At 69.7% G+C, this 19,938-nt stretch carries 18 protein-coding genes; 8 read left to right on the forward strand and 10 right to left on the reverse strand.

Annotation, left to right across the window (positions count from 1 at the left end; translation table 11 throughout):
• Positions 1 to 64 precede the first annotated feature (64 nt).
• Positions 65 to 646 carry an Rv2732c family membrane protein gene (locus tag A8G15_RS17695; RefSeq protein WP_068162263.1) on the reverse strand — a complete coding sequence of 194 codons (582 nt, stop codon included), beginning with the start codon at positions 644 to 646 and terminating at the stop codon, positions 65 to 67.
• The gene (gene miaB, locus A8G15_RS17700) at positions 643 to 2,181 is read right to left on the reverse strand and encodes a tRNA (N6-isopentenyl adenosine(37)-C2)-methylthiotransferase MiaB (protein WP_068162267.1); all 1,539 of its coding nucleotides are present in this window, start codon (positions 2,179 to 2,181) and stop codon (positions 643 to 645) included. The genes A8G15_RS17695 and miaB overlap by 4 nt, the downstream gene beginning before the upstream one ends.
• Positions 2,182 to 2,385: 204 nt before the next feature.
• On the opposite strand from miaB, the gene gluA reads away from it, so the two are divergent.
• The 4 genes from gluA to A8G15_RS17720 all read left to right on the forward strand — a co-directional run bounded on the left by gluA (position 2,386) and on the right by A8G15_RS17720 (position 5,743).
• Positions 2,386 to 3,114 (forward strand): glutamate ABC transporter ATP-binding protein GluA, encoded by a 729-nt coding sequence (gene gluA / locus A8G15_RS17705; RefSeq protein WP_068162269.1) that lies wholly within the window; start codon positions 2,386 to 2,388, stop codon positions 3,112 to 3,114.
• Between the two features lie 76 nt (positions 3,115 to 3,190).
• Positions 3,191 to 4,024, forward strand: coding sequence for a glutamate ABC transporter substrate-binding protein (locus A8G15_RS17710; RefSeq protein ID WP_068162272.1), 834 nt, complete (start codon positions 3,191 to 3,193; stop codon positions 4,022 to 4,024).
• Between the two features lie 112 nt (positions 4,025 to 4,136).
• Positions 4,137 to 4,817 carry an amino acid ABC transporter permease gene (locus tag A8G15_RS17715; RefSeq protein ID WP_068162276.1) on the forward strand — a complete coding sequence of 227 codons (681 nt, stop codon included), beginning with the start codon at positions 4,137 to 4,139 and terminating at the stop codon, positions 4,815 to 4,817.
• Entirely contained in the window at positions 4,814 to 5,743 is a 930-nt protein-coding gene (locus A8G15_RS17720) for an amino acid ABC transporter permease (protein ID WP_068162279.1), read from the forward strand. Before A8G15_RS17715 ends, A8G15_RS17720 begins: the two co-directional genes overlap by 4 nt.
• Positions 5,744 to 6,297: 554 nt before the next feature.
• Here the strand turns inward: A8G15_RS17720 and recX are convergent.
• The 7 genes from recX to A8G15_RS17760 all read right to left on the reverse strand — a co-directional run bounded on the left by recX (position 6,298) and on the right by A8G15_RS17760 (position 12,656).
• On the reverse strand, positions 6,298 to 6,906 hold the full coding sequence (recX, locus tag A8G15_RS17730) for a recombination regulator RecX (protein WP_068162463.1): 609 nt from the start codon (positions 6,904 to 6,906) through the stop codon (positions 6,298 to 6,300).
• Positions 6,907 to 6,916: 10 nt separating this feature from the next.
• On the reverse strand, positions 6,917 to 7,558 hold the full coding sequence (locus A8G15_RS17735; protein ID WP_245687883.1) for a DUF459 domain-containing protein: 642 nt from the start codon (positions 7,556 to 7,558) through the stop codon (positions 6,917 to 6,919).
• 58 nt (positions 7,559 to 7,616) lie between these two features.
• On the reverse strand, positions 7,617 to 8,654 hold the full coding sequence (gene recA / locus A8G15_RS17740; protein ID WP_068162285.1) for a recombinase RecA: 1,038 nt from the start codon (positions 8,652 to 8,654) through the stop codon (positions 7,617 to 7,619).
• Between the two features lie 190 nt (positions 8,655 to 8,844).
• Entirely contained in the window at positions 8,845 to 9,039 is a 195-nt protein-coding gene (locus A8G15_RS17745; protein WP_068162470.1) for a DUF3046 domain-containing protein, read from the reverse strand.
• Between the two features lie 67 nt (positions 9,040 to 9,106).
• On the reverse strand, positions 9,107 to 10,255 hold the full coding sequence (locus A8G15_RS17750) for a glycosyltransferase (RefSeq protein WP_211270189.1): 1,149 nt from the start codon (positions 10,253 to 10,255) through the stop codon (positions 9,107 to 9,109).
• A 248-nt stretch (positions 10,256 to 10,503) separates the two neighbouring features.
• Entirely contained in the window at positions 10,504 to 12,039 is a 1,536-nt protein-coding gene (locus A8G15_RS17755) for a glycerol-3-phosphate dehydrogenase/oxidase (RefSeq protein ID WP_068162291.1), read from the reverse strand.
• On the reverse strand, positions 12,036 to 12,656 hold the full coding sequence (locus A8G15_RS17760) for a TetR/AcrR family transcriptional regulator (protein WP_068162293.1): 621 nt from the start codon (positions 12,654 to 12,656) through the stop codon (positions 12,036 to 12,038). The genes A8G15_RS17755 and A8G15_RS17760 overlap by 4 nt, the downstream gene beginning before the upstream one ends.
• A 20-nt stretch (positions 12,657 to 12,676) precedes the next feature.
• Between A8G15_RS17760 and A8G15_RS17765 the strand changes: the two genes are divergently transcribed.
• Complete coding sequence (locus tag A8G15_RS17765; protein WP_068162295.1) at positions 12,677 to 14,299, forward strand: FAD-binding oxidoreductase; 1,623 nt, start codon at positions 12,677 to 12,679, stop codon at positions 14,297 to 14,299.
• A complete protein-coding gene (locus tag A8G15_RS17770; RefSeq protein WP_068162298.1) occupies positions 14,296 to 15,195 on the forward strand; it encodes a diacylglycerol kinase in 900 nt (299 codons plus the stop codon). The genes A8G15_RS17765 and A8G15_RS17770 overlap by 4 nt, the downstream gene beginning before the upstream one ends.
• 126 nt (positions 15,196 to 15,321) lie before the next feature.
• Here A8G15_RS17770 and A8G15_RS17775 read toward each other — a convergent pair whose 3' ends face one another.
• Positions 15,322 to 16,041: a PIG-L deacetylase family protein gene (locus tag A8G15_RS17775; protein WP_068162301.1), complete on the reverse strand. Its 720-nt coding sequence runs from the start codon at positions 16,039 to 16,041 to the stop codon at positions 15,322 to 15,324.
• Between the two features lie 58 nt (positions 16,042 to 16,099).
• Between A8G15_RS17775 and A8G15_RS17780 the strand changes: the two genes are divergently transcribed.
• Entirely contained in the window at positions 16,100 to 17,431 is a 1,332-nt protein-coding gene (locus A8G15_RS17780) for an alpha/beta hydrolase (protein ID WP_068162474.1), read from the forward strand.
• The gene (locus A8G15_RS17785) at positions 17,428 to 19,938 is read left to right on the forward strand and encodes a bifunctional lysylphosphatidylglycerol flippase/synthetase MprF (protein ID WP_068162304.1); all 2,511 of its coding nucleotides are present in this window, start codon (positions 17,428 to 17,430) and stop codon (positions 19,936 to 19,938) included. Before A8G15_RS17780 ends, A8G15_RS17785 begins: the two co-directional genes overlap by 4 nt.

The following is a 19,938-nucleotide window of genomic DNA, read 5'->3' on the forward strand; positions in this document are numbered from 1 at the left end:
ACCCCGCATCACCGGAACCGGTGATGCGGGGTTTCGCTGTGCCGGACTCGCTACGGGCGGTTCGTCACCGGTCGTCGCCGAACAGTCCCTTCCGTTCCTCCTCGGCGGCGGCCCGGCGGAGTTCCTCCTCCGCGGCCAGCTGCAGCGAGGTGCGCGCCCACACGACACGCGTCCAGTGGAAGGTCAGGACCATCACGGCGAACCAGCCGAGGACGAGGCCGAACCCGGGGCCGGACGCCGTCGATTCGACCGGCAGCGTCTGCCGGCTCCAGATCGAGAGCATGCCGAAGACGATGGAGACCGCGGATCCCGCCAGGGCCAGCCACGCGAGCACCCACTTGCGGGTGAGCAACGCCAGGATCGAGCACACACCACCGAAGACCAGCGCCAGCCACACGAAGATGCGGGAGGGCAGCGCGATGTCCTCGGCGACGGCATCCTGCCCGAACGACAGGATCTCCCATCCGTTGGCCGCCCCGGCGTGCGGGAGGCTGAAGGATCCGAGCAGCACCAGCACCGCGACGGCGACGACCAGCGCCCGCGCGCCGGGATCGATCTCGCTCGCGATCTTGCGTTCCGCCTGCTCGAGGTCTGCGCGGACCTCGTTCATCGGGTCGTTCACGCCGTCGTCGTGTGCGGCGCTCATGCGTCACATCCCATCTGTGTCGGAAGGGGTTCGGGAACCCCGATCTTCGGCAGCCCCAACCCGACGCCGATCGGCGGGGTCTTGGGCATGCGTCCCTGCTCGAAATGGTCGCCCGCCCGCGTGCGGCGGTGCGTCAGGATCGGGGTGTCGGCCACCAGGTGGTGCGGTGCCGCATCGCTGATCACGATCGTGACGATGTCGCCGGGACGAACGGCACCGTCGACGTTTCCGTCCGGGCGGAAGTGCACCAGGCGGCCGTCCCGGGCGCGGCCGCTCATCCGCGCGGTCTCGGCGTCCTTGCGGCCTTCGCCCGCGGCGACCAGCAACTCGACCTCGGTGCCGACGAGCTTGCGGTTCTCCTCGAGGGTGATCCGTTCCTGCAGCGCGATCAGCCGCTCGTAGCGTTCCTGCACGACCGCCTTGGGGAGCTGGCCGTCCATGTCCGCGGCGGGGGTGCCGGGGCGCTTGGAGTACTGGAAGGTGAACGCGCTGGTGAAGCGGGCCTTCTCGACGACGTCGAGCGTGTCCTGGAAGTCCTCTTCGGTCTCGCCGGGGAACCCGACGATGATGTCGGTGGTGATCGCCGCGTGCGGCATCGCGGCCCGCACCCGCTCGATGATCCCGAGGAACTTCTCCTTGCGGTAGGACCGGCGCATCGCGCGCAGAACCCGGTCGCTGCCGGATTGCAGCGGCATGTGCAACTGCGGGCACACGTTGGGGGTCTGCGCCATCGCCTCGATCACGTCGTCGGTGAACTCCGCCGGATGCGGCGACGTGAACCGGACGCGTTCGAGACCCTCGATCTGCCCGCACGCGCGCAGCAGCGCGGCGAACGCGCCGCGGTCGCGGGGCTGATCGGGATCGGCGAAGGACCGGCCGTAGGAGTTCACGTTCTGCCCGAGCAGCGTCACCTCGAGCACGCCCTCGTCGACGAGGGCCTGCACCTCGGCGAGGATGTCTCCGGGCCGCCGGTCGACCTCCTTGCCGCGCAGCGACGGCACGATGCAGAAGGTGCAGGTGTTGTTGCAGCCGACGGAGATCGACACCCATCCGGCGTAGGCGGACTCACGTTTGGCAGGCAGGGTCGACGGAAACGCGTCGAGGGATTCGAGAATCTCCACCTCGGCCCTGCGATTGTGCCGGGCGCGGTCGAGCAGCGCCGGCAGGTTGCCGATGTTGTGGGTGCCGAACACCACATCGACCCAGGGCGCCTTCTTCACGACGACGTCGCGGTCCTTCTGGGCGAGGCATCCACCGACGGCGATCTGCATGTTCGGGTTCTCGTCCTTGACCGGACGCAGATGGCTGAGGTTGCCGTACAGCTTGTTGTCGGCGTTCTCCCGCACCGCGCAGGTGTTGAAGACGACCAGGTCCGGAGAGCCCCCGGGGGCGACCTTCGCGAAGCCCGCCTCCTCCAGCAGACCCGAGAGCCGCTCCGAGTCGTGCACGTTCATCTGGCAGCCGTACGTGCGAACCTCGTAGGTTCGGGCGTCGGCCGGGGAGTCGGAGATGGTTTCATCGTCGATCAATGACACGTCTCAGGGTAGCTCAGGCCCGGGACTGCGCCGCATCTGCCCTGGTCGGGCGACCACACCTGCCCCTGTCGCAAAAGTTCCGTTTCCCGCCGCGCGTCGCGCCGCGAAATCCGGTCCTGTGCGGCTGCCACGGCATAGGGTCCCACCATGGCACCAGAGGCTGTCGCTCCGGAGAATGCTCCCCGCGGGGAGACACCGTCGTCGATGATCTCGATGACGGACGTGAACAAGCATTTCGGATCCCTGCACGTGCTGCAGGACATCGATCTGGAGATCCCGCGCGGGCAGGTGGTGATCGTGCTGGGGCCGTCGGGTTCTGGCAAGTCCACCCTGTGCCGCACCATCAACCGACTCGAACCGATCGATTCCGGGCGGATCGAGGTCGACGGCAAGGTTCTGCCCGCCGAGGGCAAAGCCCTGGCTGCCCTACGCGCCGACGTGGGCATGGTGTTCCAGTCCTTCAACCTGTTCGCCCACAAGACGATCCTCGAGAACGTCATGCTCGCACCGCTCAAGGTCCGCGGGAAGAAGAAGGAACAGGCGAAGAAGGACGCACTCGCACTGCTCGAGCGGGTCGGGATCGCCAACCAGGCGGAGAAGTATCCGGCCCAGTTGTCGGGCGGCCAGCAGCAGCGCGTCGCCATCGCCCGGGCCCTGGCGATGAACCCCAAGGTGATGCTGTTCGACGAGCCGACATCCGCACTGGACCCCGAGATGGTCCAGGAGGTGCTCGACGTGATGACCTCGCTCGCGAAGGAAGGCATGACGATGCTGGTCGTCACCCACGAGATGGGTTTCGCCCGCAAGGCCGGCGACCGCGTGCTGTTCATGGCGGACGGTCAGATCGTCGAGGACACCGATCCGACCACGTTCTTCACCGCCCCCGAGTCCGATCGGGCGAAGGACTTCCTCGGCAAGATCCTCAGCCACTGATCTCCCGGAGTCGCCGGCGCCGCCGACCCGTCCGACGAACAGCCCACCCAGCCCCCGACCACTGGAGGTAGTCCGAATGAAACTGTCCCGCTCCATCCGCCTGGGCATCGGAGCGATCGCCGTAGCGCTCGCCGCCACCGCATGTGGCGGCGACGAACAGCGCAGCGCCCTCGAATCCGCCGAGGCCGGGAACCTCACCATCGGCATCAAGTTCGATCAGCCCGGCCTCGGGCTGCGGAACCCGGACGGCACCTTCACCGGATTCGACGTCGACGTCGCCAAGTACGTCGCCGATCAGCTCGGCGTCACCGAGGAGAACATCACGTTCAAGGAGGCGCCGTCCGCCCAGCGCGAGACGCTCATCCAGAACGGTGAGGTCGACTACATCGTGGGCACCTACTCGATCACCGACACCCGCAAGGAGAAGGTGGACTTCGCCGGTCCCTACTTCATCGCCGGTCAGTCGCTGCTGGTGCGTTCCGACAACACCGACATCACCGGCCCCGAATCGCTGAACAACAACAAGAAGCTGTGCTCGGTGAAGGGCTCGACTCCCGCACAGAACGTCAAGGACAAGTTCGCGCAGCAGGTGCAGCTGCAGGAGGTCGACACCTACTCGGCGTGCGTGGAACTGCTCCGCAACGGCAGCGTCGACGCCCTGACCACCGACGACATCATTCTCGCCGGATACGCCGCGCAGTACCCCGGTGAACTCAAGGTCGTCGGTGAGCCGTTCACGACCGAGCGTTACGGCATCGGCCTGGCCAAGGGCGACGAGGCGTCCCGCACCGCGATCAACGAGGCCATCACCGAGATGATCGCGAGCGGCGCGTGGCAGGCCGCCTTCGACGCCAACTTCGGCGATTCCGGCTACCAGCCCTCGCCCGAGAACCCGCCGACCGTCGAGTGACCCTTCCGATCCGGCCGGCCCGGGGAACGACGGACCGGCCGGATCGGCGACGACCGTCCCCGGCCCCGCCGAGGGCACTGCCCGGTGTCGAACCGAGACCTGGAGCTGATCTGTGGATCTGTTGAACAAGTACGGCAGCCAACTACTCGACGCGTTCTGGACGACCATCCAGCTGACGGTGTTGTCCGCGATCGGTGCGCTCGTCCTCGGGACGATCCTCGCCGCGATGCGTGTGTCACCGATTCCGGTGGCACGCGGGTTCGCCGCCTCGTACGTGACGATCTTCCGCAACACCCCGCTCACGCTGATCATCATCTTCTGCCTGTTCGGCCTGTCCCAGGTCCTCGGCGTGAATCTGGCGCCCGCATCCTCACCGACGTTCATCATCGACAACAACTTCCGTCTCGCGGTGCTCGGCCTCAGCGTCTACACCGCGTCGTTCGTGTGCGAATCGCTGCGCTCGGGCATCAACACAGTCCATGTCGGGCAATCGGAGGCGGGACGGTCGCTGGGGCTGACGTTCATCCAGAATCTGCGGCTGATCGTGCTTCCCCAGGCGTTCCGCGCGGTGATCGCTCCGCTCGGCAGTGTCCTGATCGCACTGACGAAGAACACCACGATCGCCTCCGTGATCGGCGTGGCCGAGGCATCGCTGCTGATGTCGGAGATGATCGAGACCGAAGCGGCGATCTTCCTCATCGGTGGCATCTTCGCCCTCGGCTTCGTCATCCTCACCCTCCCGATGGGCCTGCTGTTCGGCTGGCTCGGAAAGCGCTACGAGGTGGCCCGATGAGCGCCCGCGCAACCGTCCTCTACGACGCTCCCGGCCCGCGGGCCCGGGCGACCTACCATGCGATCTCCGCGCTGGCCGTGGTCCTGCTCGTCGCAGCCGGATACTTCGTGTACCGCGCGCTGGACGACAAGGGGCAGCTCACCGCCGACAAGTGGGAACCGTTCCTCGAGTCCACGTCGTGGACGACCTATCTGCTTCCCGGTATCCGAGGCACCTTGATCGCGGCGGCGCTGTCCATCGTGCTCGCGCTGATCCTCGGATTCGTCCTCGGCATCGGCCGGTTGTCCGATCACCGGCCGGTGCGCATGGTGTCCGGTTTCATCGTCGAACTGTTCCGCGCCGTACCGGTGCTGATCCTGATGATCTTCATGTATCAGGTGTTCGCCGAATACAAGGTGTTCAAGTCCTCGTATCTCGCGCTGGCCGCTGTGGTGACCGGCCTGACGCTCTACAACGGGTCGGTGATCGCGGAGCTCGTCCGCGCCGGCATTCGCTCGCTGCCCCGCGGGCAGTCCGAGGCCGCTGCCGCGCTGGGCATGCGCAAGAACCAGGTGATGCGCCTGATTCTGCTTCCGCAGGCGGTGACGGTGATGCTGCCGGCGATCATTTCGCAGATGGTGGTGGCGCTGAAGGACTCGGCGCTCGGTTACCTCATCGGCTACGTCGAGGTCGTGCGCTCCGGACAGCAGCTCGGCGCGTTCTACGGCAACTATCTGCCGTCGCTGCTGGTGGTCGCGGCGATCATGATCGTGTTGAACAGTTCGCTGACCGTGCTCGCCACCCGGGTGGAACGGCGCCTGCGCAAGGGCACCAAGCGCCGCCCGCCCGCCGCGGCGCCGGAGGACGGCGCGCCCGACAATGTGTTGTCCGGGTTGACGGTTCCGGGGCTCGACATCACCGGGAACGAGAAGAAGTCCGTGACGTGAACGGTGGCGGTGCGCTCGCTTTCGGGCGGCGCACCGCCACCGCGCGTTCTCTGGCCGTCGGCCGTGACCGGACTGCCGGGTCTCACCCCGATTGTGATTCGATTCCCGCGTGGATCGCCGCGACGGTGAATTCCGGGCAGAACACGAACGACGCTCCTTCACCGGGTCTCATCCATCGCGGGGGCACCCGGGGGACGGTCCTGCCGTCGACCGCAGTGCAGGTCACGACGGCACGGAACTGGCCGCCGCCGCTGTAGCACGTCGCAGTGGCGCCCAGATCGATCGTGTTGTAGGTGCAGTCGGTCGGCCACCCCGCCGCCGACGCCCTCCCGGCATCGCGACGGCGACTCCACCACCGGCAGTGAGACATCCGATGAGCCCCGCTGCCTCTGTGGCCGAAACCGCCACGCCGCGCCGAATTTTCGACTGCACGACATTTCCCCCCGATCTCGATTCAGTCGACCTCGACGGCTGGATCACACGCGCCGCGCCGTCACAAGTTCCCGCCTCTCGACCGCGTCGACGACACTGCGTGAAGGCCGAGTCCGGCGAGATCAGCTGTCCGCGAAACCTTCTGTTTCCGAACCGAATTCGGCGAGTTCGCTGCGCACCACGTCGAACGCCATTCCCTGGGAATAGCCACGTCGCGCCAGCATCCCGACGAGGCGGCGCACGAGTTTGTCCCGCTCGGCCGCGATCTCGCGTCGATCACCCTCGGTGGGAAGCGGCGGTTGAGTGCGCAGTTTCTTGCGGACCAGTTCGACAGCACGGTCGCGTTCGTCGTTGCTGTCGATCCGGTCCAGCGCGTCGGCCGCTTCCTGTTGCCCGATTCCTTTGCGGCGCAGTTCGAGTGCGATTGCGCGTTTACCCTTGCCCGCGTACAGGTGCCGCGACCGCACCCACTGCTGGGCGAAGTCCGCGTCGTCGATCAGGCCCACCGCCGCGAGCCGGTCCAGGGTCCGCTCGGCGATCTCCGCAGTGAACCCCTTCTGTTCGAGCTTCGTGGCGAGTTCGGCACGGCTGCGCGCCCGGTCGGTCAGCAGACGCAGGCACACGTCCTTGGCCTGGGTTTCGGTGCCTCCCCCGGGCTCCGGGCGCGTGCGCCGGCGACCCCGCCCGGACGAGGAGGTCGCATGCGGGTCCGGAGTCGTGGAATCGTCCATGGCCGGCACGTTATCGGAACCCACCGACAGCATCGACCGAGCCGATCCACGTGACCCACGCGTCGAGGACGATGTCGGCGAGATCCCGGTACCCCTGTACGGACGGGTGCGCCCCGTCCCCCGCTGCCGCTTCCCGGATCCACGCGGTGTCGCCGTCGAGGTGCTCGAAGACCGGACGGTACGGCACGTTCCGGACGGCGCACGCCTCGGCGAACAGGCCGTCGAGGCGTTCAATCCGCGCGTTCTGCCGGTCGTCGGCGACCGGCGGTGGCCCCACGACGAGAACGGGCCATCCCCACGCGAGGGCCTCGTCGAGGATCGCGGTGAGGTTGGTCACCGATTCCTCGGGCAGTACCCGCGTCGAATCTCCCTGCTGTGTCGTGTCGTTGACACCGAACGAGAAGACGAGCCGGTTGTCGCACCCGTCCGGGAAGCGGCGGCGGGCCTCGTCGAACCAGCGGACCCGGACGTCGGCGGTCGTGTCGCGGCGGACACCGAGGTTGTAGACGGTGAAATCGATGTCGCCGAGCGCCGGCCGGGCGCGTTCGGCGAGCAGACCCGTCCAGCCGCGGTGGGCGGGGTCGCCGACTCCTGCCACGAACGAATCACCGAAGAAACACAAACGAATCGGCTGCGCGGTCATGGCGACCATGATGACAGGGTGGCGGGTACGGCCGTGGACCGTACCCACCACCCGACGCAGTCGTGCGTCAGAAGTCGGCGGCTTCCTCGCCCTCGTCGGTGACGACGGCACCGATGCCGAGCTTCTCCTTGATCTTCTTCTCGATCTCGTCGCGGATGTCGGTGTTCTCGAGCAGGAACTTGCGGGCGTTCTCCTTGCCCTGACCGAGCTGATCGCCCTCGTACGTGTACCAGGATCCGGACTTGCGGACGATGCCCTGCTCGACACCCATGTCGATGAGCGAGCCCTCCTTGGAGATGCCCTGGCCGTAGAGGATGTCGAACTCCGCCTGCTTGAACGGCGGCGAAACCTTGTTCTTGACGACCTTGACGCGAGTGCGGTTGCCGACGGCGTCGCCGCCGTCCTTGAGCGTCTCGATCCGCCGCACGTCCAGCCGGACGGAGGCGTAGAACTTCAGAGCCTTACCGCCCGTGGTGGTTTCGGGAGAACCGAACATGACGCCGATCTTCTCGCGCAACTGGTTGATGAAGATCGCGGTGGTGCCGGAGTTGTTGAGCGCACCGGTCATCTTGCGCAGCGCCTGGCTCATGAGCCGGGCCTGCAGACCGACATGGCTGTCGCCCATCTCGCCCTCGATCTCGGCGCGAGGCACGAGCGCCGCGACCGAGTCCACGACGATGATGTCGAGCGCGCCGGAGCGGATCAGCATGTCCGCGATCTCGAGTGCCTGTTCACCGGTGTCCGGCTGGGACACCAGCAGCGCGTCGGTGTCGACACCGAGCTTGCGGGCGTACTCGGGATCGAGCGCGTGCTCGGCGTCGATGAACGCGGCGATGCCCCCGCTGGCCTGCGCATTGGCGACCGCGTGCAGCGCCACCGTGGTCTTACCGGAGGATTCCGGTCCGTAGATCTCGACGACGCGGCCCCGCGGCAGACCGCCGATACCGAGTGCGACGTCGAGTGCGATCGATCCCGTCGGGATCACCGCGATCGGCTGGTGGGCTTCCTCCCCCAGTCGCATCACGGAGCCCTTGCCGAAGCTCTTGTCGATCTGTGCGAGGGCGAGCTCGAGTGCCTTCTCGCGGTCGTGTGCCTGTGCTGCCATCGTGGTCCCCTTCATCGAATCTCGTCCTGCTTGTCGACGACGTTAGAGCCCGGCACCGACAAGTTCGTCGTGGCGACCGGTGAGCCGCCGGATCTGTGGATCGATCCGCCGCCTGTGGACAACTACGCCACCGTGCACGACACCAGCATAGGCGAACAATTGTTCGAACGGTGCGTTCCGGCTCGTCCCGTCAACGACGGGAGGGTGGCACGTCGAACTCCTCGCACAGGGCCCGCCACACCTCCCGCGGCTCCTGACCTGCTTCGATCGCCTCGGCCGGCGTGAGACCACCGAGCGAGAGGATCACGTGGTCGCGGAGCAACGCGTCGCCGTGGAGCTGCCCGAATTCGATCCGGACGAGCTCGTGGAATTCCGTCAATCGCACCCCGCCCACGGTAGTGGGCGGCGGCGCCTCACGTCGAAACGGTGGGGCAACGTCCCCACCGGCGGGTTCAGGCCGCGGCCACGGTCCGGCAGACCTGCACCGGATCCTCGACCCGGCCCGCGGTCGCGGCGGCGCTGCGGGCCGCCGCCGCGAAACGCTTCTCGCTCAGGATCGTCTCGATCGCGGTGCGCACCGCGGCCGGATCGAGCGGGCGCACCACCAGCGCACTACCCTGCCGGGCCGCCCGATTGGCCAGTTCCCACTGGTCACCGCCGCCGGGCACGATCACCGCCGGCACTCCGGCACCCAACGCCTTGGCGAGCATCCCGTGGCCACCGCCGCACACGACGACGTCGGCCTGCCCGAGCAGGGCGTCCTGACGGCCCCGTCCCGCGACCGCCCAGTCCGGCAGTACCCCGTCCGCTCCGTCGAGCATGGTCGCCGCGACGCGCATCCCCGTCCCGTCCAGCGCGGTGCACACGGCGTCGAGCATGCCCACCACCCCCGTGGTCGCCGTGGACGGGGCGACCATCACCAGCGGCCCGGGGCCGGGTGGCGGGGTGAGCACCGTCTCCGTCGGTTCCCACAGCAGCGGACCCACCAGGTGCGCGTTGCCGGGCCAATCGGGTCTCGGTACCTCGAGGGCGGGCAGGGTCGCGATCAGGCGCGCTGCGGGCCCCGGGTCCTGTTCGGGCAGCCCGATGCCCAGCCGTGCGACGCCGCGTTCGCGGTCTCCCCGGCGCACCGAACGCGCGGTCATGCGGCGCAGCAGCGCGTCCCTGGCCCGGCCACGAATCCCGCGGCCGGGCGCGAGACCGCTGCCGATCGGCGGCAGACCCCGGGAGGGCAGGTACAGCGGGTGCGGGGACAGCTCGATCCAGGGGATGCCGAGCCGTTCGGCGGCCATTCCCCCGCCGGCGGTGATGACATCGGAGACGACCAGGTCCGGTAGCAGCGCACTCAGATCCGGCAGGAGTTCGGTCGCGATGTGCGCGGCGCGGGCGTGGAGCTTGGCCCCGGCGTCGCTGTCGTCGTCGCCGGGCCTCGGATCGAGTCCCGCGAGCAGCGCGAACGTGACGCCGGGCAACTCCGTGCCCAGCCAGCGCTCACCGGTGAACAGGATCGGATCGTCTCCGGCGTCCGCCAGCCGCCGGCACAGTTCGATCGCCGGGATCGCATGTCCGGCATCCGGTCCGGCCACCACCGCAACTCGCATCGGCACAGCCTGCCACATCACGCGGCCCGGCCCACCGTCCCCGGTCAGTCGGTTCGCGGACTAATGGTCGAGTGCTCACGACCGTGGCCGGGCACGACATCCCATCAGCGATGCAGACCTCCTGGTGCGCCGGTGGAGGCACGGTCTGACGTCAGGACTCGGCACTCGGTCCGGTCGAGAAGAGTGCTCATCCACCAGCGGTTACCAGGTGCCCAAGTCTGCCGGACGGCCAGGCTTGGTACCTCCCATTAGTCGAGTCCGTGGTCGGCGAGCACGGACAGCGCCGCCTCGTGCGCCGCCTCCCGGTCGGCGGGGACGAGGCCGATGCGGGTGCGGCGGTCGAGGATGTCGCCGGCGTCGAGCGCCCCTTCGTGCGTGATCGCGAAGTCGAATTCGGCGCGGCACACATCGAGTCCGGGTACGACGGGATGCAGTCGCCCGGGGTCGGCGGCGAGCAGCGCGGCCTCGGTCCCGTGACGACGCACCAGGGATTCCGGCGCGGTGAGCCGCGACAGCGCCGTGCGGTCCGCGGCACCGACCAGCGGGATCCGGTGGGTGTTGCAGGGACCGGCGGGCAGCCCGGTGGTGGCGACGGCCGCGTCCACCGCGTCCTGCGCCATCTTCCGGTAGGTGGTCAGCTTGCCGCCGACGATGCCGATCGGACGGCCTTCGGCGCGGACGACCGCGTGCTGCCGGGACAGGTCCGCGGTGGCGCCGCCCCCGGCCTGCTGAAGCAACGGGCGCAGCCCGGAATAGGTGGCGAGTACATCGGCCCGTGTCAGCTCGGTGGCGAGTGCCGTGTTGACGGTGTCGAGCAGGAACTCCACCTCGGTGTCGGTCGCGTGCGGGACGTCCGGAATCTCGCCGGGTGCGTCCTCGTCGGTGAGACCGAGATAGACGCGGCCGAGCTGAGCGGGCAGGGCGAACACGAACCGGTTCGTCGCGCCGGGAATCGGGACGGTGAGCGCTGCGGTGGGATGCCCGAGGGCGGCCGCGTCGAGGACCAGATGGGTGCCCCTGCTGGGGCGCAGCGTGATCGAGGGATCGACGTGGCCCGCCCACACTCCCGCCGCGTTGATCACCGCGCGGGCACGCACCGTGAACTCGCCGCCGGTGATCTCGTCGCGCAGGACGGCCGTCTCGGCGGTGGCAGCATGCGCGGACACGCGGGTGAGGATGCGGGCACCGAAGGTCGCGGCGGTGCGGGCGAGCGCGACGACGAGCCGCGCGTCGTCGACGAGCTGCCCGTCGTGGGCGAGCAGGCCCCCGCGGAGGCCGTCGCGCCGCACCGCGGGGACGAGGGCGGCGGCACGGCCGGCGGCCACCCGGCGGGACCGCGGCAGCAGCGCGGCGGGAGTGCGGGCGACCGCGCGCAGTGCGTCGCCGGCGAGGAAACCGGTGCGGACCAGCGCGGATTCGCCGCGTCCGACGGACGGGAGCAACGGGACCAGTTGAGGCATGGGCCGGATCAGGTGTGGCGCTGTGACGGTCATGAGGATGCCGCGTTCGACGGCACTCTCGTGTGCGATCCCCACGTTGCCGGTCGCGAGGTACCGCAGTCCGCCGTGGACGAGTTTCGAACTCCACCGACTGGTCCCGAACGCGAGATCGTGCCGTTCGACCAGGACGGTGCTCAGGCCCCGGGCGGCGGCGTCGAGGGCGACTCCGGCGCCGGTGACCCCGCCGCCGATCACCAGGACGTCGACGGCGGGGTCGTCGGCGAGCCGCTCGAGTTCGCGGTGTCGGCGCGGCGCGGACAGCGCGGCGGATCCGGGTCCGGTCACGGTGTTCCTTCGGGGTTGGGGGCCAGGTAGGCGTCCACGGCGTAACCGAGTTCCGTCAGCATGTCGTCGCGGGGCGCGGTGTCGGCGACCGCACGCGCCGACTGGACCACCGATTGCGCGGTGAGCAGCACCATCACGGCGATCCGGCGAGGGTCGCCGGGGCGGATCGAGCCGTCGCGCTGCCCCTCGCCGATGCCGGCGGTCAGGGTGTCGAGCAGCATGCGCTGGCTCGTGCCGAGCCGGTCGACGATGTAGGTGGTCAGTACTTCGGGGTCGGTGTTCACGATCTTCTCGAACAGCGGGTGGGCGCCGATGGCGCCGGCGGTGGTCACCACTGCGTGAACGAGTCGCTGCCGGGTAGGGCCGGTTCCGGACGACTCGGGGGCGAGCCGGCGGATCTCGCGGGTGAGCAGGTCGGCAACGATCGCGCGGGTGTCCGGCCAGCGGCGATAGACGGTCGGGCGGCTGACCCCGGCACGCCGGGCGACCTCGGCGAGCGTGGTGCGGCGCAGCCCGAAATCGAGCATGCAGGTGTAGGCGGCGTCGAGGATCTGGTCCTCGATCGTGGGCGCTTCGCGCGGGCCGGTGGTTCTCGAATCATCGTTACGGATCGACATTGTATGTAAAACTGTAACTCATGAGCTCCCAGTTCGTCCCGCAATACCCCGACCAAGCCCCGCCGATGGCGTGGGACGCGTGGGGAACCGAGGACCGCCGCACCGACCTGCCCGCGCCGGTACGCGACCTGCTCGAGCAGGCGCTCGGCATCGACACCACCCGCGAGCGCGACCTTCCCGAGGCCGAGGTACGGCTCACCGCTGGCCGGCTGAGGGCCGAACACCTCGAGGGGCTCGCCCGCGTCGTCGGCGCCGATCACCTCGCCGGGGACGACCGGACCCGGCTGCGGCACGCCGGAGGCAAGAGCACCCTCGACCTGCTGCGGCGCCGCAGCCGCGACGAGCAGGACGCTCCCGATGCCGTGCTGTTCCCGGGCAGTCACGACGAGGTCCTCGCGGTGCTCGCCTACTGCTCGGCCGAGGCGATCGCGGTGGTTCCGTTCGGCGGCGGCACCAGCGTCGTCGGCGGGGTCGATCCGGTGCGAGGCCCGTTCGAGGCGGTGGTCGCGGTCGATCTGCGCCGGCTGACGGCCCTGACCGACCTCGATCCGGTGTCCGGGCTGGCGACCCTGCAGGCCGGCGCGACCGGACCACAGGCCGAGCAGCTGCTGGCCGCTCACGGTTTCTCGCTCGGGCACTTTCCTCAGAGCTACCGGCACGCCACCCTCGGCGGGTTCGCGGTCACCCGATCGGCGGGCCAGGCATCGGCCGGGTACGGGCGGTTCGAGGACATGGTCGATCACCTCGTCGTCGCGACTCCCCGCGGCACCGTGCGGGCCGGCCGGGCGCCGGCGTCCGCCGCCGGTCCCGACCTGCGCCGGATGTTCCTCGGCTCGGAGGGCACGCTCGGCATCGTCACCGCGGTGGGGGTGCGCATTCGTCCCGTGCCGGCGACCACCGAGTTCCGCGCGTGGTCGTTCCCCGACTTCGCGACCGGCGCCGCCGCATTGCGCGTCCTCGCGCAGACCGATGCGCTGCCGACGGTCCTGCGACTGTCGGACGAAACCGAAACCGGCATGAATCTCGCGCTGCACGAGAACATCGGCGGTGACGCTCCCGGCGGCTGCCTCGCCGTCACCACCGTCGAGGGCGGCGAAGCGCACGTGCGGGCCCGCGCCGCAGAGGTCGCGGCACTGCTTGCGTCGTCCGGCGGCACCGATCTCGGCGCCGCACCGGCCCGCGCGTGGCAGCACGGCCGGTTCGACGCGCCGCATCTGCGCGATGCCCTGCTGCGGGTCGGGGCGCTCGCCGAAACCCTCGAGACCGCGACGACCTGGTCCCGCCTGCCCGCACTCCGCAGCGCCGTGACCGACGCGCTCGTCTCGGACCTGACCGCGCAGGGCACGCCCCCGCTGGTGATGTGCCACATCTCCCACACCTATCCGACCGGCGCATCGCTGTACTTCACGGTGGTGTGCGCGCAATCGGAGGATCCGATCGCGCAGTGGTCGCAGGCCAAACGCGCCGCGGGCGACGCGATCGTCACCGCGGGCGGCACCATCACCCATCACCATGCGATCGGCCGCGATCACCTGCCGTGGCTCGACGCGGAGGTCGGCGGTCTCGGGCTCGACCTGCTCGGTGCGGTGAAGCACGCGATCGACCCCCGCGGAATCCTCAATCCTGGGAAGCTGATCGGGTGACCGGCTCCGTCACCGTCCTCACCAATCCGGCCGCTCCCGGCCGCAGGGCCGCCGCGGTGCGCGCCACGGCCCTGCGTCGCCTGCGCGACCGCGGCTTCGACGTCACCGAGATCGCAGGCACCTCCGCCGCCGAAACCGCGGAACTGGCCGTCCGCGCGGTCGCGGACGGCGCCAGGGCACTCGTCGCGATCGGCGGCGACGGCCTGGTGTTCCTGGCCTGGCAGGCGCTGGCGGGCACCGGGATTCCGCTCGGCATCGTTCCGGCCGGAACCGGCAACGACCACGCCCGGGTCCTGGGCATCCCCGCCGACCCCGTCGCCGCCGTCGATGTGATCGCCGGCGGCCGGATCCGCACGATCGACCTCGGCCGGGCAACCCCGACGGGACTGCGGCCGCTGTGGTTCGGCACGGTACTCGCCAGCGGGTTCGATTCCCTCGTCACCGACCGCGCGAATCGGATGCGGTGGCCGCGCGGCCACCTGCGCTACAACGCCGCCACGCTCGCCGAACTCGCCGATCTACGCCTGCTCCCCTACCGGATCACCATGGACGGCAAGACCTTCGAGGCCGAAGCGACGATGGTGTCGGTGGGCAATTCGACGACCTATGGCGGCGGGATGCGGATCGCGCCGGACGCGCTGCTCGACGACGGGATGCTCGACGTGATCGTGGTGACCTCGGCGAGCCGATCACGGCTGCTGCGACTGTTTCCGACCGTTTACCGCGGCACCCACGTCGACCTCGACGAGGTGTCGGTGTACCGGGCGCGATCGGTGCAGCTCGACTGCCCCGGCATCACCGCGTATGCCGACGGTGAACGCATCGGGCCGCTGCCCCTCGACCTCGAGGCGGTGCCCGGCGCCGGACGCGTTTTCGTTCCCGAGCCTCACGGGTGACCGCGGCGCCGCGGTGGTCACCGCGCTGTCGATCGTGGCCGGGATCCGGATGCACCCGACATGACGATCGGCGACCGATATTTCGGTACACCGACCGTCGTATCGGGCACAAACGCGAAGCCCTTGTCAGCCGGCGAACGTGTACAGCTCGAACCCGGCGGCACGGTCCGCGTCGAACCCCGGCAGCGGTCCCGACGCCATCGTCACCTGGGCCCGCGCCTGCTCCTCGACGGGCACATCGCTGAGCGCCTCGAGATAACGCCGGTGCGCGGACAGGGATGCGACCGCCACGTCGACCGTGTCGGTCACGTCCACGGCGTGCGTCGGTGCGGTGGTGTTGACCGCGACCCACCGCACCCCGGCCCACGGTTCGAGTCCCTGTTCGGTCAGTTCCGGGAAGATCCACTCGTTGGCGGCGTCGGAGACCGCGTCAAGCACGCTGAGCCCGAGCGCGCGGTGATCGGCACTGTTGAGGATCCCGGGGAACCAGGTGAGCCCGAAGTTGCCGGTGACCACCAGGTGCGGGCGGTGCCGCCGGATCGCGGCCGCGATGTCGCGGCGCAGGTCCGGGCCGGCGACGAGGGTGCCGTCGCGGTGTCCGAGGAACTCGACCTGCTCGACCCCGACGATCCGCGCGGACTCTCGTTCCTCCGCTTCGCGCAGCGGCCCGCACTGCCCGGGTGCCAACCCGGCGATTCCCGCCTCGCCGCTGGTGGCCAGCACGTACCGGATGTCCTTGCCCTGGCCGGTCCATCGCGCGACCGCAGCAGCCGCGCCGTACTCGATGTCGTCGGGATGCGCGGCGATCACCAGTCCGCGTCCCCAGTCCTCCGGTATCGCTTCCATAACGTCCACTATCTGCGATAACGGCTCAGTGCGCGGGTGCTCGCGCATACTTGTGCTCATGTCGTGGTCCGGTGTCGCCGATGCGGTCCTCGGCATACGGTTGATCACCACGGCCGCCGCGGTGACGTTCTGGTGCCTGACCGCGCTCGGGCTCGCGGTGCTCCTGGCCCGCCGCCACCGGCGCTGGCCGCCTCTCGGTGTTCCCGCGGCGCTCGCGATCGCCCTCGTGGTGACCGGGCTCGCGGCCGTCCTGATCGAGAAGGTGTGGCGTCCGTTTCCGGATCCGTTGCCGCATTCGGTGTACTGGTGGTCGGCGACGGGGATGCTCGCCCTCGCGCTGCTGGCCCTCCGATGGCCGTTCCGGCGGCGCGACCGCCGTCGCATTCCGTTCGCGATCGCGCTGATCGTCGCCGCGTGCGCCGTGGTCGCGGCTGCGGGCGGCCAGATCAACCTCGTCTTCGATGCTTATCCGACGATCCGCTCCGCGCTCGGCCTCTCCGAGTTCCGAACCGTTCCCCTCACCGAAGCGCAGGCCCGCACCGCGACGACCGTCGACGGGACACCGTTGTCGGCGCAGTGGTCCGCACCGCCGGACATGCCGGCGTCGGGCGCGGTCGTCTCCGCCCCGATACCCGCGGCGACCTCCGGATTCCCGGCGCGCGAGGCACGCATCTACCTACCCCCGGCCTATTTCACCGATCCGCGTCCAGCCCTGCCCGTGCTGGTCCTGCTGGCGGGTCAGCCCGGAAGCACCGAGGACTGGCTCGTCGGTGGACGTCTGACGCAGACCATGGATGCGTTCGCCGCCGAACACGACGGGCTCGCCCCGGTGGTGGTGCTCGCCGACGGGACCGGCGGCCAGTTCGCCAACCCGCTGTGCATGGATTCGCACCTGGGCAATGCGGCGACCTATCTGACCGTGGACGTTCCGGCCTGGGTGAAACAGAATCTCCAGGTCGACGAGGATCCCCGGGCCTGGGCGATCGGCGGTCTCTCCTACGGCGGCACGTGCGCGCTGCAACTGGCGACCGTCCGGCCCGATGTGTACCCCACCTTCCTCGACATCTCGGGTCAGGCCGAACCCACCCTCGGCAGCCGCGACCGGACGGTGCAGGAGGCGTTCGGCGGGGACGCCGCCGCCTTCGCACGCAACAATCCGGCGGACCTGCTCGCCCGAAACCGTTTTCCCGACAGCGCGGGCGCGTTCGTCGTCGGTCTCGACGATCGCGAATACCGTTCCGGCATCGAGCAGCTCACGGACGCGGCGCGCAACGCCGGCATGGACGTGCACTTGACGGAACTGCCCGGGGGACACACCTTTTCGCTGTGGTCCGCCGCCCTCGAGAAGGAGATGCCGTGGCTGAGCCACCGACTCGGTCTCACCTCGTGAGCGCACGGCCCGCGCTCGCGGCACCGGCGAGGCGGGCGACGACCGCGCTGCGTCACGCACCGGCGTCGCTCGTCCTGCTCGCCGCACTGTGGGTGCTCGGGATCGCCACCGGCTCGCTCCGGCACGGGCCGTCCCACGACCTCGCGCGGTGGGTGTCCTCGGGGGTCGCGAGCTTCGGGGACGGGCACCCCTGGGTGCTGTGGTCGTCCGGCCTGTTCGCTTCCGGCCTCACCGAATACGTCCTGGCGACCGTGGTGATCCTGTCGGTGGCGGTCCCCGTCGAACGCCGGATCGGCACGGGCCGGTTCGTCGTGACCGCGATCGTCACGCAGGGCCTCGGTGCGGCACTGGCGCTGCTCGTCGCGTGGATCGCCTCGACCGTCCCGAACACCTGGGGCATCGACCTGCACGGACACGTGATCGAGGATCCGCTCCCCTGGGTGCTGGGCACGCTGCTGGCGTCGACCGCGGTGATGGACACCCTGTGGCGGCGCCGGATCCGGACGCTGGTGCTGGTGTTCCTGGTGACGGCCGCACTGTTCGCCGGGCACCTGCAGGATGTGACGCGACTGTGCGCCGCCGCGGTCGGTGTGGTTCTCGGACCGTGGTTGTGTGGACGCTCGGCGCGGGGCCCGGCACTGGGCGGCACCGTCCGCGAACGGCGAACGCTCGTTGCGCTGGTGGTGGCCGCGAGTGTGCTCGGTCCGGCGCTGGCGGCATTCTCGCCGCACGCCATCGGCCCGCTGTCAGCACTGCGGATGCTGTTCGACCAGGTTCCCTATTCCGCGCGCGAGCTGGTGGACGTGTGTGCGGACCCGGCTCTGCACGACGAATGCCGCAAGGGCCAGCAGGCGCTCCGGCTGTCCGGGCTGGGGCCGCTCGTGATGAACCTGATGCCGTCGATCGTGCTGCTCGTGTCCGCGGAGGGGCTGCGCCGCGGGCGGCGCGCCGGGTGGCTGCTGTCGGTGTGGGCGCACGTCGCGCTGATCGGCGTCGCCGCCGCGAGCCTCGTCGCCGAGGCCACAGAACAGGACGAGACCCGGTCGTTGCTGTACGGGCAGCACCGGCACAGTTCGGTGTACATGGAACTGGCCCCGCTCCTGGCCCTCGTCGCGATCCTCGTGCTCCTGCTGGCGAGCCGGCGGCTGTTCGAGGTCCGCGCGCCCCGCGGCACCTATCCCCCGGTGTGGCTGGGAACCCTCGGCGCCCTGGCGGCGGCCACCGTCGTCTACGTCGGTGCCGGTTCACTGCTGTCCGACGGCTTCGATCGCGATCCGGGGACGTGGACCCTGCTGCGGGACATGCCACGGCGCCTGGTCCCCCCGGTCTACCTCCAGTTGTTCGAGCCCCCGGTGCTGCCCCTGACCTCCGCAGCGACACTGCTCTTCGAGTGGGCGGGTGTGCTGGTGTGGCTCGTGTTCTGCGTGCTGATGCTGCGCAGCTTCCGGGTTCCCGCGCTCGGTCACGACGTCGACGCGCAGCGACGGGTCCGCGAGCTGCTGCACGTCCCCGGCGGTTCGTCCCTGTCGTGGATGACGACCTGGAACGGCAACCACTACTGGTTCTCGTCCGACGGCCGGCACGCCGTGGCGTACCGCGTGCATTCGGGCGTCGCACTCACGACCTGCGATCCGATCGGTGACCGTGACACGCTCCTGGCTGCGATCGACGAGTTCGCCGCGTACTGCGCCGAGAACGGCTGGACGCCGTGCCTGTACTCGGTCGGCGAGCCGACCGCCGTCATCGCCCGCGAGCACGGCTGGACGTGCCTGCAGGTGGCCGAGGAAACCGTGATCCGGCTCGACGGTCTGGCGTTCACCGGCAAGAAGTTCCAGGACGTGCGTACCGCCCTCAACCGTGCCCGCAAGGACGGTGTCACGGCCGAGTGGACAAGCATGCACGACGCCCCGCTCGCCGTCACCGAGCAGATCGTGGCGATCTCCGAAGAATGGGTCGCCGACAAGGGTCTTCCCGAGATGGGTTTCACACTCGGCGGCCTCGAGGAACTCCACGACCCCGAGGTCCGGCTGCTGCTCGCGATCGACGACGATCGGCACGTCCACGCGGTCACCTCCTGGATGCCCGTCCATCGCGACGGTGTGCTCGTCGCGCTGACCCTCGACTTCATGCGGCGCCGATCCGACGGCTTCCGCCCGTCGATGGAGTTCCTCATCGCGTCGGCCGCCTTGTCCGCCCAGGAGAAGGGCCTCGAATACCTGAGCCTGTCCGGGGCTCCCCTGGCCGCCGCCGGCCGGCCGGGCTCGGTGGACCGGACCGCGCTCGACACCCTGCTGGAGATGCTCGGACGCACCCTCGAACCGGTCTACGGGTTCCGGTCGCTGCTCGCGTTCAAGTCCAAGTTCCAGCCGGAGTACCGGCCCGTGTACATGGTCTTCCCGGACCCCGCGGCACTACCGGCGATCGGCGTCGCCGTCGGCCACGCGTACCTCCCCGATGTGTCGCTCGGACAGGGGCGACGCCTGCTGGCCCAGTTGCTGCGGAGGTGA

This window comes from Rhodococcus phenolicus (assembly GCF_001646785.1).
GTDB lineage: Bacteria > Actinomycetota > Actinomycetes > Mycobacteriales > Mycobacteriaceae > Rhodococcus > Rhodococcus phenolicus.